Consider the following 12,430-nt stretch of genomic DNA (forward strand, 5'->3'; position numbering starts at 1 on the left):
CGTTTACTTTCCTTCGATGCTCAGCGCTTCGTTCACGAGCGCTTCTTGTTGGGCTTTGTGTTGGCTGGCCAGACCCGTCGCAGGCGAAGCCGAGGTGGCGCGACCGACATAGCGGGGCCGTGTGTGTTTGGCCTTGATGCGCGTCAGAACCCATTCGATATTGGGTTCGATAAAGGTCCAGGCACCCTGGTTCTTGGGCTCTTCTTGACACCAGATGATCTCGGCACCCTTGAAGCGCTCTAGCTCAGCGATCAGTGAATGCGCCGGGAACGGGTAGTATTGCTCGATCCGCATCAGGTAGACATCGTCGATGCCACGCGCGTCACGCTCTTCCAACAGGTCGTAGTAGACCTTGCCGGAACACATCACGACACGTTTGATCTTGTCGTCCTTGACCAGCTTGGTCTCGGAATTGCCCTGCTGCGCATCATCCCACAACACCCGGTGGAAGCTGGAGCCGGTGGTGAACTCTTCGACCTTGCTGACCGCCAGCTTGTGGCGCAGCAGCGATTTCGGCGTCACCAGGATCAGCGGCTTGCGGAAGGTGCGGTGCAACTGGCGGCGCAGGATGTGGAAGTAGTTCGCAGGCGTCGTGCAGTTCGCCACGATCCAGTTGTCCTGACCGCACATCTGCAGGAATCGTTCCAGACGCGCCGAGCTGTGTTCGGGGCCTTGGCCTTCGAACCCGTGCGGCAGCAGGCAGACCAGACCGGACATCCGCAGCCATTTGCTTTCGCCCGAGCTGATGAACTGGTCGAACATGATCTGCGCGCCGTTGGCGAAGTCACCGAACTGTGCCTCCCAGAGGGTCAGCGCGTTGGGTTCGGCCAGCGAATAGCCGTATTCGAAACCCAGCACCGCGTATTCCGACAGCATCGAGTCGATCACTTCGTATTTCGACTGACCGGCGCGGATGTTGTTCAGCGGATAGTACCGTTCTTCGCTTTCCTGGTGGACAAAGCCCGAGTGACGCTGGCTGAACGTGCCGCGTGTCGCGTCCTGACCGGACAGGCGAACCGGGAAACCTTCAGTCAGCAGCGATCCAAAGGCCAGTGCTTCACCGGTGGCCCAGTCAAAGCCCTTGCCGCTGTCGAACATCTGTTTCTTGTGGTCCAGAAGACGGCCCACGGTCTTGTGCAGGGTAATATCCTCAGGCGCGTGGGTCAGCGCGTTGCCGATCTCGGCCATGGTTTCCGGCGCGATCGCGGTTTCGCCGCGCACGTATTCTTCTTTGTTCTTGTCCAGATGAGACCAACGCCCGTCCAGCCAGTCAGCTTTATTAGGCTTATAGTCTTTGCCGGCCTCAAACTCATCGTTCAGATGCGCCTGGAAGGCGGCCTTCATGTCCTCGATCTCACCCTCGGGGATCAGACCATCCTTGACCAGTCGTTCGGTGTACAACGACAGGGTGGTCTTATGCGTCTTGATCTTCTTGTACATGATCGGGTTGGTGAACATGGGCTCGTCGCCCTCGTTGTGACCAAACCGGCGATAGCAGAAGATGTCGATGACCACGTCCTTGTGGAACTTCTGGCGGAACTCGGTCGCGACCTTGGCGGCGTGCACCACGGCCTCGGGGTCGTCGCCGTTGACGTGGAAGATCGGGGCCTCAACCATCAGCGCGATATCGGTGGGATATGGGCTTGAGCGAGAGAAGTGCGGCGCGGTGGTAAAGCCGATCTGGTTGTTGACGACGATATGCATGGTACCACCGGTCTTGTGACCGCGCAGGCCCGACAGGCCAAAGCCTTCGGCCACAACACCCTGACCGGCAAAGGCCGCGTCACCGTGCAACAAAATGCCCATCACGGCCGTGCGGTCAGTGTCTTTCAACTGATCCTGCTTGGCGCGGACCTTGCCCAGCACCACAGGGTTCACCGCCTCAAGGTGCGAGGGGTTCGCGGTCAGCGACAGGTGTACGCTGTTGCCATCGAATTCCCGGTCGCTGGACGCGCCAAGGTGGTATTTCACGTCGCCCGAGCCATCCACATCCTCGGGCTTGAAGCTGCCGCCCTGAAATTCGTTGAAGATCGCGCGATAGGGTTTGCTCATCACGTTGGCGAGGATGTTCAAACGACCGCGGTGCGGCATCCCGATGACGATGTCCTTGATCCCCAAGGCACCGCCGCGCTTGATGATCTGCTCCATCGCGGGGATCAGAGCTTCACCGCCGTCCAGACCAAACCGCTTGGTGCCCATGTATTTGACGTGCAGGAATTTCTCGAAACCCTCGGCCTCGACCATCTTGTTCAGGATCGCCTTGCGGCCTTCCTTGGTGAACGCGATTTCCTTGCCATAGCCTTCGATCCGTTCCTTCAGCCACGCGGCCTGTTCGGGATCAGAGATGTGCATGTATTGCAGCGCGAAAGTACCGCAATAGGTCCGTTTCACGATCTCGACGATCTGACGCATCGAGGCCATCTGCAGGCCGAGAACATTGTCGATAAAGATCGGCCGGTCCATGTCGGCTTCGGTAAAGCCATAGGTCTTTGGGTCCAGCTCGGGGTGTGTGCTGGCGGCGCGCATACCCAGCGGGTCCAGATTGGCGGCCAGATGGCCCCGGATACGATAGGCCCGGATCAGCATCAGCGCCCGCAAACTGTCCAGCACCGCGCGTTTGATCTGGTCGTCGCTGACCTGAACACCCTTGTCCGCCGCCTTGTCCTTGATCTTCTTGCCTGCGGCCTTTGCGTCGATCTCAGCCCATTCTCCAGTCAGCGCACCGGTCAGATCATCCGCTGGCATTGGAGGCCAGTCGGTGCGCGCCCAGGACGGCCCTTCGGCCTCTTTTTGAACGTCCGGCGTGGCGTCACCCATGGCCTTGAAGAACTCGGCCCAGGCGGCATCGACCGCCCCGGGGTTCTTGGTGTACTGGGCATAAAGCTGCTCCAGATACTCGGCATTGTGCCCCTGCATAAAGCTTGAGGCGTGGAACGCGGAATTGGGCGTATGTTCGGTCATTGGGCTACCTCATATGGGTTGGGACCGTATTGGTTGGTGCCTGGTTGAGACGGGCGGGTCAGCCACCACAGAACCAGGAGGGGCGACACAAACAGGATCAGCAGTGTCGGAAGGACGACCAGCAAAGTGGCGCGGGTGAACAGGATATCCAGATTGCCGCCATGCTGGAAACTGGAGGCAAGGCCGATGCCAAAGACCAGAACGGCCCCGGCCCCGAGGATCAGCAGGATCGGCAGCAAGGCATATAGCCCGCTGCGCCCGGTATCATGCATCCGCCGCCACGCGACAGCCAGATGCGGAAAGAACACGATCAGGCTGACGATGCTTTGCACCGGCTGCGAGGACGTTGCGGTGACAGATTTCACCTCATCGCTCTGGCTGACCGAGACCTGCGTGAAGAACTGCCAGTCGATGATCCCGGCGATAATGCTCCAGATCACGATGAACAGGAAAAAGAACCAATATTCGGGTCGCGAGGCACGGCCCGAAAAGGTGAAGAACTTGGAGAAACAGGTTCGGATGGCGTCCGAGAAGGTCATGCGGTTAACTCCGAAGCGTTTGGCCCGTATTCGTTGGTTCCGGGTTCAGAAGGAGTTCTGCCCCACAATACGATTACTACAAATGCCAAGAGCGAAAGCACGAGTTGTGGTACACCTAGTAAGAAAGCAAAAATCAACGCGATGTTCACTGATATCTGCCCTAACAGACCCACGAAAAAGGACAGCATAGGGCCAAAGAAAAACGCTAGAAAAAGCGCGAGCCAAGCATACCAGCCCGGGAACCCAATATCGTGCACTCGGCGCGTGAGCATTGCAGCAAAAGGTATGAAGACCAAGAGCGACACAACAAGGCTTCCAATTCGGGGGCCGTAATTGGTGACATTGGAAATCTCGTGCGTCTGTTCACCGGTCAGCAAATCTGTAGTGGTGGTAAATCTTTGATAAGTCGTCGGACTAAGAACGGATAGATCGAATATCAGTGCAGCTAACAGCAACAACAGTATCGGAGTGACATACATCCAGTATTCCGAGCGGGAGGCCCGCCCGGAAAATGACAGAAGTGTTTTGACACCAAACTGCATAGCTCTGTGCCGATTCCTATCAGCCGATCGCTTCCAGCACAGCCTCACCCAGCTGGGCGGGGCTTTCGGCCACGACGATACCGGCCGAGCGCATTGCTTCGATCTTGTCTTCGGCACCGCCTTTGCCACCGGCGACGATGGCGCCTGCGTGGCCCATGCGGCGGCCCGGAGGGGCTGTGCGGCCTGCGATGAAACCGGCAGTGGGTTTCTTGCGGCCTTTCTTGGCCTCATCCGCCAGGAACTGTGCGGCTTCTTCCTCGGCCGAGCCGCCAATCTCACCGATCATGATGATCGACTCGGTTTCGTCATCGGCCAGGAACCATTCCAGCACGTCGATATGCTCGGTGCCTTTGATCGGGTCACCGCCGATGCCCACACAGGTGGACTGGCCCAGACCCACATCGGTGGTCTGCTTGACGGCTTCATAGGTCAGAGTGCCCGAACGCGACACAACGCCGACCGAGCCACGCTTGTGGATGTGGCCGGGCATGATGCCGATTTTGCAGGCGTCGGGTGTGATTACACCGGGGCAGTTCGGGCCAACAAGGCGCGATTTGCTGCCTTCCAGTGCGCGCTTCACCTTCATCATGTCCAGAACCGGGATGCCTTCGGTGATGCAGACGATCACTTCCATCTCGGCATCAATCGCTTCGAGGATCGAGTCAGCCGCAAAGGGCGGCGGAACATAGATCACCGAGGCGTTGGCTTCGGTCACGTGCTTGGCTTCGTGGACCGAGTTGAACACAGGCAGGCCCAGATGCTCCATCCCGCCTTTGCCGGGGGTCACGCCGCCGACCATCTTGGTGCCATAAGCGATGGCCTGTTCAGAGTGGAATGTGCCCTGCGAGCCGGTAAAGCCCTGACAGATCACTTTGGTATTTTCGTCGATGAGGACTGCCATTTGGCGTTCTCCTTTGTTAGGCGGGCCTCAGCCTGCCAGAATTCTTCGGAAAGGCGGGCCAAAAGCCCGCCCCACGGAATTGGGATTAGCCTTTGACGGCCTTCACGATCTTTTCGGCGCCGTCTTTCAGGTTGTCCGCCGCGATCACGTCCAGGCCAGAGGTGTTGATGATCTCTTTGCCTTTCTCGACGTTCGTGCCTTCCAGACGCACGACCAGCGGAACCTTCAGGCCAACCTCTTTCACCGCGGCGACAACGCCCTCGGCGATGACGTCACAGCGCATGATACCGCCGAAGATGTTGACCAGAATGCCTTTGACGTTTTCGTCCGAGGTGATGATCTTGAACGCCTCAGTTACTTTCTCTTTGGTCGCACCGCCGCCCACGTCGAGGAAGTTGGCAGGCTCGGCACCATACAGCTTGATGATGTCCATGGTCGCCATCGCCAGACCGGCGCCGTTGACCATACAACCGATCTCACCATCCAGCGCGATGTAGTTCAGGTCGTACTTGGAGGCTTCCAGTTCCTTGGGGTCTTCCTCGGTCTCGTCGCGCAGTTCGGCGATGTCGGGGTGGCGGTAGATCGCGTTTCCGTCAAAGCCCAGCTTGGCGTCCAACACCTTGAGGTCGCCGCCTTCGGCCACGATCAGCGGGTTGATTTCCAGCATCTCCATGTCCTTCTCAACGAAGGCTTGGTACAGATGACCCATCAGCTTGACGCACTGTTTAACCTGCGCGCCTTCCAGACCCAGCGAGAAGGCGATGCGGCGACCGTGATAGGGCTGATACCCGGTGACCGGATCAACCGAGAAGGACAGGATTTTCTCGGGCGTGGATTCGGCCACTTCTTCGATGTCCATGCCGCCTTCAGTCGAACACACGAACGAGATGCGGCTGGTCTGGCGGTCCACTAGCAGGGCCAGGTACAATTCGCGCTCGATGCCGGAACCGGCCTCGATGTAGATGCGGTTGACCTGCTTGCCTGCGGGGCCGGTCTGATGCGTGACCAGCGTGCGGCCCAGCATTTTTTTGGCTTCTTCGGCGGCTTCTTCCACCGACTTGGTCAGACGCACGCCGCCTTTTTCACCGGCGTCGGCTTCTTTGAAGCTGCCTTTGCCGCGTCCACCTGCGTGGATCTGTGCTTTGACAACCCAAAGGGGGCCGTCCAGCTCACCGGCTGCGGTTTTGGCTTCCTCGGCGCGCAGAACCGCGCGACCTTCGGAGACCGGGGCGCCATAGCTGCGAAGAAGAGCTTTGGCCTGATATTCGTGAATGTTCATCGAAATTGTCCCGTCTGACTACGATTAAACTGTTATAGAGGTGTCTATGGGGCATTTATAAAGGGTTTTTTGACGTCGGTGCGGATTTTCGTGTAGTTTTTTTATATTTGTGATCACAGGTTTTTGGGGTGTGATCACAAACTGGCTTTGGTGCCGTTGTTGATTCGATGTCAAAGATAGACAGAGCCAAAAACGTATTCAAAAAAAGCCGTTTGCGGCGTTTGCGCCAACATAATCGACCTAAGGTCAACTTTGCCCGGACGGCGGGTCCATAAAAAAACCGGCCCGTTGCAGGGGCCGGTTTCAGCATTCAGGATTGCGGCTTTAGGCCAGCGAGCTGTCGATGCCTTTGCACGCTTCGATCAGGCCCTTCACGGCGTTGACCGAGTTGTCGAAACCGGCCTGCTCTTCTTCGTTCAGTTTGATGTCGACGACACGCTCGATGCCGCCAGCGCCGATCACCGTGGGTACGCCGACATACATGCCTTCAACACCCAGTTCGCCGTCGCAATAGGCGGCGCAGGGCAGAACGCGTTTCTGGTCTTTCAGGTAGGCTTCCGCCATTTCGATCGCTGATGTGGCCGGAGCATAGAATGCCGAACCGGTCTTCAGCAGGCCAACGATCTCGGCGCCGCCGTCACGGGTGCGCTGCACGATGGCATCCAGTTTTTCCTGAGTGGTCCAGCCCATTTCTACCAGATCGGGCAGCGGGATACCGGCAACGGTCGAATAACGCACCGACGGAACCATGGTGTCGCCGTGGCCACCCAGAACAAATGCGGTCACGTCGCGCATCGAGACGTTGAACTCTTCCGACAGGAAATGCGCAAAACGGCCCGAGTCCAGAACGCCTGCCATGCCGCAGACCTTGTTGTGCGGCAGGCCCGAGAACTCGCGCAGAGCCCAGACCATTGCGTCCAGCGGGTTGGTGATGCAGATGACGAATGCGTTGGGTGCATTGGCAGCGATGCCTTCACCGACCGATTTCATGACCTTCAGGTTGATGCCCAGCAGGTCGTCACGGCTCATGCCCGGCTTGCGCGGCACACCGGCAGTCACGATGCAAACGTCTGCGCCTGCGATGTCCTCATAGGACTGCGTGCCTTTCAGCTTGGCGTCGAACCCTTCGGAAGGACCGGATTCAGCGATGTCCAGCGCTTTGCCTTCCGGGGTGCCTTCGGCGATGTCGAACAAGACGACGTCACCAAGTTCTTTCATTGCTGCGAGGTGGGCGAGCGTGCCGCCGATCTGACCTGCGCCGATCAGCGCGATCTTGGGTCTGGCCATTTGGAAAATCTCCGGTCGGTTTTGAAATCGCGGTTGTGCTAGTCGGTAAATGGCTTTCGCGCAAGGGTTATGCGGCGCGGCATGCAACCGCATACAGTTTGCACTATGTCTGGTGATTGCGCTAAACGGCCTGTTAGACAAGCCTATTCACGGGATGCCGCATGTTCGAATTGGACCTGATGTTTTTTGCTGTGGCGATCCCTGCGGTGATCTTTGCCGGTATCTCGAAGGGCGGGTTCGGCTCGGGCGTGGCCTTTGCGTCGTCATCGATTCTGGCATTGATCCTCACGCCCGGACAGGCGTTGGCGCTGATGTTGCCGATCCTGATGGTAATCGACGTGGCCACCCTTGGCCCCTATTGGAAACGCTGGAGCTGGCCCGATTCACGTCTGCTAATCCTGGGGGCTGTTCCAGGTGTCGCGATGGGCGCGTGGCTGTATCGCGTGACCGATGACGACCTGTTGCGGCTGCTGATCGGAGGGATCTCGGTCGGTTTCGTGATCTGGCATATGGCGCAGAGTAAGGGCCTGATCCACGGTTTTGCCAATCGCCTGCCAGCCCCTGCCGGGTTGTTTGCGGGTCTGGTCGCGGGCTTCACCAGTTTTGTCAGCCACGCAGGTGGCCCGCCCGCCGCCGTCTATCTGCTGTCTCAGCGCCTGTCGAAGACCGAGTTTCAGGCGTCCACCGTGCTGGTGTTCTGGGTCATCAACGGCGCGAAGTTCATCCCCTACGCCTATCTGGGCCTGTTCACCTGGCACACGGCGCTGGCGGATCTGCTGTTGGCCCCGTTTGCCATCCTAGGCGCGTGGCTGGGCGTCCGGGCGCATTTCATGCTGTCAGAGCGCCTGTTCTTTGGCATCGCCTATGTGCTGCTGACCCTCACCGGCAGCAAACTGATCTGGGACGCGCTGACCTAGACATTGGGTGGCAGTGCATCAGCCATCTCTTCATAGGCTTGGCCCGTTGCGATCAGGCAGGTCATCCCGTCGGGAAGGGTCACCGCAATGGTCCAACTACCGGTCTGGTCCGAGGCATAGACCTCCATCACCGCGCCCTGCCGCGCAATGCCGACGCCGCGGCGCGTCTCGCCATAGGTTTCGACCAGACGTTTGACCACATCCTCGCGCGGGGCACAGGTGCGGGCCTGCACCTGTTGCGCGGCCAGAACCATGATTCCAAGGCCCATCGTCATTTTGAAGAACGTCTTTTTCATCTCTCACCCCTTTCGATTCCATCTACAAACAGGGTGCGACCGGGGGACAGAAATCTGGTTAAAACTCCGCGCGTTGCGTCATGTATGCTGCGTTGCGGCAAATTTCCTCTTGAACTTTCCGGCAAAAAATGGCCCATTCCGCGCAACATTCTTTCAAAGGGAGAGGCCAATGGACCCCCGTCAGCGCCCCTATCGTTCCGTTCTCTATATCCCCGGTTCGCGTGACCGGGCGCTGGATAAGGCGCGCACCTTGCCGGTAGATGCGATCATCTTTGACCTTGAAGACGCGGTTTCGGCGGATGAAAAGCCCAACGCACGTGAAACCCTCAAGGCGGCTCTGGCGGCCGGGGGCTATGGCTCGCGGGTCAAGATCGTTCGCATCAACGGGCTGGACACCGAGTGGGGCCGGGCCGACGCCGAGGCCGTGCGCGAGATGGATGCCGATGCGGTGCTGCTGCCCAAGGTGAATTCCGCAGCTGATGTGGACGCACTGGCAGCGATCACCGGTGACATGCCGATCTGGGCGATGATGGAAACCCCGCGCGGGATGCTGAACGCGCCCGAGATTGCTGCGCACCCGCTGATGGCCGGGTTTGTCATGGGCACCAACGATCTGGCCAAGGAGTTGCAGACCCGTTTCCGCCCGGATCGCCTGCCGATGATGACCTCTCTGGGCCTGTGCCTGCTGGCCGCCAAGGCCGAAGGACTGATCATCGTCGACGGCGTCTATAACGCGTTCAAGGATGGCGAAGGTCTGGCCGCCGAATGCGAGCAAGGCCGTGACATGGGCTTTGACGGCAAGACGCTGATCCACCCGGCTCAGGTGGATATCACCAATGCGGCCTATGCCCCGTCGGATATCGAAATCGATCTGGCCCGCCGTCAGATTGCGGCCTTTGAAGAGGTCGAGTCGCAGGGGCAGGGCGTCGCTGTCGTTGATGGGAAGATTGTTGAAAATCTGCATGTTGTAACTGCCCGCGAAATTCTGGCAAAAGCGGAGGCGATTTCAGCTTTGCAAGCGGGGTAAGCCAGCATGGGCTTTGTTCTTCTGATCCTTGGGGTGGCGCTTTGGTGGGCCGCCCATCTGTTCAAACGTGTCATGCCGGCACAACGTGCGGCCATGGGCAATGGCGGCAAGGGCGCGGTGGCGCTGGCGTTGGTTGCAGCGATTCTGCTGATGATCTTTGGCTATCGCATGACCGACTTCATCTATGTCTGGGCGCCGCCAACCTTCCTGATTCATGTCAATAACCTGCTGGTTCTTTTCGCATTCTTCCTGATGAGCCCTGCAGGCCAAAAGGGGCGTTTGTTGAACAAGCTGCGCCATCCGATGCTGGGGGGCTTCAAGCTGTGGGCTTTTGCGCATTTGCTGGTGAACGGCGATCTGGCCTCGATCATTTTGTTTGGTGGTTTGCTTGCTTGGGCTGTGGTCGAAGTGATTGTTATTAACAAGTCCGAGCCCGAATGGACTCCTGGAGAGCCCGGAACCTATGGAAAAGACGCGATGTTTTTTGTGGCGTCGATCATTCTGTTGGGGATTGTCGGATATATCCACGGGCTTGTCGGTCCGTCCCCGTTTGGATCGTAAGGAGCGGATGGGATGACAAAACTCTATCGCCTGTTGACCGAAGAAGACACAACCGCCTTCTGCCACAAGGTGTCGGATGCGCTGGCAAAAGGGTGGGAGCTGTATGGCGGCCCGTCCTATGCCTATGACGAAAACAGCCGCGTGATGCGCTGTGCGCAGGCCGTGACCAAAGAGGTCGAGGCCGACTATTCCCCTGAAATGAAACTGGGACAGCAGTAATGGCAAAAACCAATCCGGGCCGCTTTTTCGAGGATTACTCCGTCGGACAGGTACTGCATCACGCAGTGCCACGCACCGTAACCGACGGGGAACGTGCTTTGTATCATGCGCTCTATCCGGCGCGGCATGCGCTTTATTCCTCGGACGAGTTCGCCCGGGCTAGTGGTCTGCCGCAAAGCCCGATTGACGATCTGGCAGCGTTCCACGTGGTGTTTGGCAAAACTGTTCCCGATATTTCGCTGAACGCGGTTGCCAATCTGGGCTATGCCGAGGGGCGCTGGCTGAAACCGGTCTATTCCGGCGACACGCTGCGGTCTGAATCCGAAGTGATCGGCGTCAAGCAGAACTCGAACGGCAAAACTGGGGTGGTTTGGGTGCGCACGCGCGGTCTGAACCAACGCGATGAGGTGGTGATCGAATATGTGCGCTGGGTGATGGTGCGCAAAGCGAATGTTGATGCCCCCGCGCCCGTGGCAGTGGTGCCAGACCTGAAAAAGGTTTTGGAGCCGGGCGATCTGGTGGTACCCGAGGGCCTCGATTTCTCGAACTATGACTTTGTTCAATCCGGTGAGGCCCATCGCTGGGGCGATTACGAGATCGGCGAGACCATCGACCATGTCGATGGCGTAACAGTGGAAGAGGCCGAGCATATGCTGGCCACTCGCCTATGGCAGAACACGGCCAAGGTGCATTTCGACCTGACCTTCCGCCCCGATGGCCGGCTGATCTATGGCGGTCACGTGATCTCGATGGCGCGGACCCTGTCGTTCAACGGTCTGGCCAATGCGCAGATGATCGTCGGTCTGAACGGTGGGGCACATGCCAACCCGTGCTTCTCGGGCGATACGATCAAGGCGTGGTCCGAGGTTCTGGACAAGGCCGAAACCAGCGTGCCCGGTGTGGGTGCCATCCGCCTGCGTTTGGTTGCTACCAAGGGCGGCGCGCCCTTTGAACTGAAAGGCGAGGATGGTCGCTACAAGCCCGACGTCCTGCTGGATCTGGATTACTGGGCGTTGATGCCGGTCTGACGGCACCCCACATTGATTTGATCGCAGCCTGCAACAATCATGCTAGGCTGCGATCATGGTTCTGATCCGCCCCCTTGCTGCCTGCCTGTTCCTGACGCCACCTGCATTGGCGTGTGATCTTGCGCTGGCCTTGGCAGTTGATGTGTCCGGGTCGGTCGATACCAGTGAATACCGGATTCAAATGGACGGTCTGGCCGCAGGACTGCGTGACCCCCTTGTGTCCGAGGCGCTAGTGCGCGGACAGGCGCAGTTGATGCTGGTGCAGTGGACCGGAGCCTCGCGCCAGAAGGTGACAATCCCGTGGACCCGGATCGACAGTTTCGACACGCTCGAACGGTTTGCCGATCAAGTCGCCGCCGACCCCCGCGTCTGGCGCAACTTCTCGACCGCAATCGGAGAGGCGCTTGAGATGACCCTGTCCAGTTTTGACGACGTGTCCGAGTGTACGCGCCACCTGATTGACATCTCGGGCGACGGGGTGTCCAACGAAGGTATTGAGCCAACCAAAGTGCACAGCGTTCTGCGCACCCGCGGTGTCACGGTCAACGCCATCGCAATCGAAGAAAGCGAGCCGGATTTGACCGCTTATTTCTTTGAAAACGTCATCGTTGGCGAAGGGGCTTTTGTCGTCTCGGCTTCCGGTTTTGCGGACTATCCCGAGCGGATTCGAAAAAAGCTTTTGCGCGAAGTGACGAAGCAATCCGCTGCTTTGGAGTGAGCATCGAAGATTCGTGATCACAATGATTGCGACCTTGTGGCGCTAACATTGATTTGACTGTATAAGTTTTGTGATCACGGTAATATTTTGTGTGATCACAATTTTCTGAAATCTGCGATTTTGTACTCATTTTACCTGTTTTTGCGCTCGCAGCA

At 58.5% G+C, this 12,430-nt stretch carries 13 protein-coding genes; 6 read left to right on the forward strand and 7 right to left on the reverse strand.

All coding sequences use genetic code 11. The annotated features are described in order from the left end of the window. Positions 1–3 precede the first annotated feature (3 nt). The 6 genes from ACR0ER_RS08560 to mdh form a co-directional block, all read right to left on the reverse strand. Positions 4–2,961 carry a 2-oxoglutarate dehydrogenase E1 component gene (locus ACR0ER_RS08560; RefSeq protein WP_480768551.1) on the reverse strand — a complete coding sequence of 986 codons (2,958 nt, stop codon included), beginning with the start codon at positions 2,959–2,961 and terminating at the stop codon, positions 4–6. Further along, a complete protein-coding gene (locus tag ACR0ER_RS08565; RefSeq protein ID WP_170333344.1) occupies positions 2,958–3,500 on the reverse strand; it encodes a DUF805 domain-containing protein in 543 nt (180 codons plus the stop codon). The genes ACR0ER_RS08560 and ACR0ER_RS08565 overlap by 4 nt, the downstream gene beginning before the upstream one ends. Then, positions 3,497–4,042, reverse strand: a complete 546-nt coding sequence (locus ACR0ER_RS08570) for a DUF805 domain-containing protein (protein ID WP_480768552.1) — start codon at positions 4,040–4,042, stop codon at positions 3,497–3,499. Before ACR0ER_RS08570 ends, ACR0ER_RS08565 begins: the two co-directional genes overlap by 4 nt. Positions 4,043–4,061: 19 nt before the next feature. Then, a complete protein-coding gene (gene sucD / locus ACR0ER_RS08575; RefSeq protein ID WP_480675335.1) occupies positions 4,062–4,943 on the reverse strand; it encodes a succinate--CoA ligase subunit alpha in 882 nt (293 codons plus the stop codon). An 85-nt stretch (positions 4,944–5,028) separates the two neighbouring features. Then, the gene (sucC, locus tag ACR0ER_RS08580; protein ID WP_480768553.1) at positions 5,029–6,222 is read right to left on the reverse strand and encodes an ADP-forming succinate--CoA ligase subunit beta; all 1,194 of its coding nucleotides are present in this window, start codon (positions 6,220–6,222) and stop codon (positions 5,029–5,031) included. A gap of 324 nt (positions 6,223–6,546) precedes the next feature. Next, positions 6,547–7,509, reverse strand: a complete 963-nt coding sequence (gene mdh / locus ACR0ER_RS08585) for a malate dehydrogenase (RefSeq protein ID WP_170333352.1) — start codon at positions 7,507–7,509, stop codon at positions 6,547–6,549. A gap of 161 nt (positions 7,510–7,670) precedes the next feature. Here mdh and ACR0ER_RS08590 point away from each other — a divergent pair, with 161 nt between their 5' ends. Continuing rightward, positions 7,671–8,426, forward strand: coding sequence for a sulfite exporter TauE/SafE family protein (locus tag ACR0ER_RS08590; RefSeq protein WP_480768554.1), 756 nt, complete (start codon positions 7,671–7,673; stop codon positions 8,424–8,426). Here the strand turns inward: ACR0ER_RS08590 and ACR0ER_RS08595 are convergent. Continuing rightward, positions 8,423–8,722, reverse strand: coding sequence for a hypothetical protein (locus tag ACR0ER_RS08595; protein WP_480768555.1), 300 nt, complete (start codon positions 8,720–8,722; stop codon positions 8,423–8,425). The two genes, ACR0ER_RS08590 and ACR0ER_RS08595, sit on opposite strands and share 4 nt — an antisense overlap. Before the next feature lie 169 nt (positions 8,723–8,891). Between ACR0ER_RS08595 and ACR0ER_RS08600 the strand changes: the two genes are divergently transcribed. From ACR0ER_RS08600 to ACR0ER_RS08620, 5 genes are read left to right on the forward strand one after another with little or no spacing between them, the layout of a single operon-like run. Beyond that, on the forward strand, positions 8,892–9,749 hold the full coding sequence (locus tag ACR0ER_RS08600; protein ID WP_480768556.1) for an HpcH/HpaI aldolase/citrate lyase family protein: 858 nt from the start codon (positions 8,892–8,894) through the stop codon (positions 9,747–9,749). A gap of 6 nt (positions 9,750–9,755) precedes the next feature. Further along, a complete protein-coding gene (locus ACR0ER_RS08605; protein ID WP_170333361.1) occupies positions 9,756–10,310 on the forward strand; it encodes an NnrU family protein in 555 nt (184 codons plus the stop codon). Positions 10,311–10,322: 12 nt separating this feature from the next. Beyond that, entirely contained in the window at positions 10,323–10,529 is a 207-nt protein-coding gene (locus ACR0ER_RS08610) for a DUF1737 domain-containing protein (RefSeq protein WP_480768557.1), read from the forward strand. Further along, positions 10,529–11,557, forward strand: a complete 1,029-nt coding sequence (locus tag ACR0ER_RS08615; protein ID WP_480768558.1) for a MaoC family dehydratase — start codon at positions 10,529–10,531, stop codon at positions 11,555–11,557. The genes ACR0ER_RS08610 and ACR0ER_RS08615 overlap by 1 nt, the downstream gene beginning before the upstream one ends. A 55-nt stretch (positions 11,558–11,612) precedes the next feature. Next, positions 11,613–12,275 carry a DUF1194 domain-containing protein gene (locus ACR0ER_RS08620; RefSeq protein WP_480768559.1) on the forward strand — a complete coding sequence of 221 codons (663 nt, stop codon included), beginning with the start codon at positions 11,613–11,615 and terminating at the stop codon, positions 12,273–12,275. Positions 12,276–12,430: the final 155 nt, after the last annotated feature.

It is taken from the genome of Ruegeria sp. CH8 (genome assembly GCF_056536985.1).

Coding starts and splice junctions, on each gene's coding strand:
- ACR0ER_RS08560 (WP_480768551.1), bottom strand. CDS start 2,961: ATGACCGAACATACGCCCAATTCCGCGTTCCACGCCTCAAGCTTTATG.
- ACR0ER_RS08565 (WP_170333344.1), bottom strand. CDS start 3,500: ATGACCTTCTCGGACGCCATCCGAACCTGTTTCTCCAAGTTCTTCACC.
- ACR0ER_RS08570 (WP_480768552.1), bottom strand. CDS start 4,042: ATGCAGTTTGGTGTCAAAACACTTCTGTCATTTTCCGGGCGGGCCTCC.
- sucD (WP_480675335.1), bottom strand. CDS start 4,943: ATGGCAGTCCTCATCGACGAAAATACCAAAGTGATCTGTCAGGGCTTT.
- sucC (WP_480768553.1), bottom strand. CDS start 6,222: ATGAACATTCACGAATATCAGGCCAAAGCTCTTCTTCGCAGCTATGGC.
- mdh (WP_170333352.1), bottom strand. CDS start 7,509: ATGGCCAGACCCAAGATCGCGCTGATCGGCGCAGGTCAGATCGGCGGC.
- ACR0ER_RS08590 (WP_480768554.1), top strand. CDS start 7,671: ATGTTCGAATTGGACCTGATGTTTTTTGCTGTGGCGATCCCTGCGGTG.
- ACR0ER_RS08595 (WP_480768555.1), bottom strand. CDS start 8,722: ATGAAAAAGACGTTCTTCAAAATGACGATGGGCCTTGGAATCATGGTT.
- ACR0ER_RS08600 (WP_480768556.1), top strand. CDS start 8,892: ATGGACCCCCGTCAGCGCCCCTATCGTTCCGTTCTCTATATCCCCGGT.
- ACR0ER_RS08605 (WP_170333361.1), top strand. CDS start 9,756: ATGGGCTTTGTTCTTCTGATCCTTGGGGTGGCGCTTTGGTGGGCCGCC.
- ACR0ER_RS08610 (WP_480768557.1), top strand. CDS start 10,323: ATGACAAAACTCTATCGCCTGTTGACCGAAGAAGACACAACCGCCTTC.
- ACR0ER_RS08615 (WP_480768558.1), top strand. CDS start 10,529: ATGGCAAAAACCAATCCGGGCCGCTTTTTCGAGGATTACTCCGTCGGA.
- ACR0ER_RS08620 (WP_480768559.1), top strand. CDS start 11,613: ATGGTTCTGATCCGCCCCCTTGCTGCCTGCCTGTTCCTGACGCCACCT.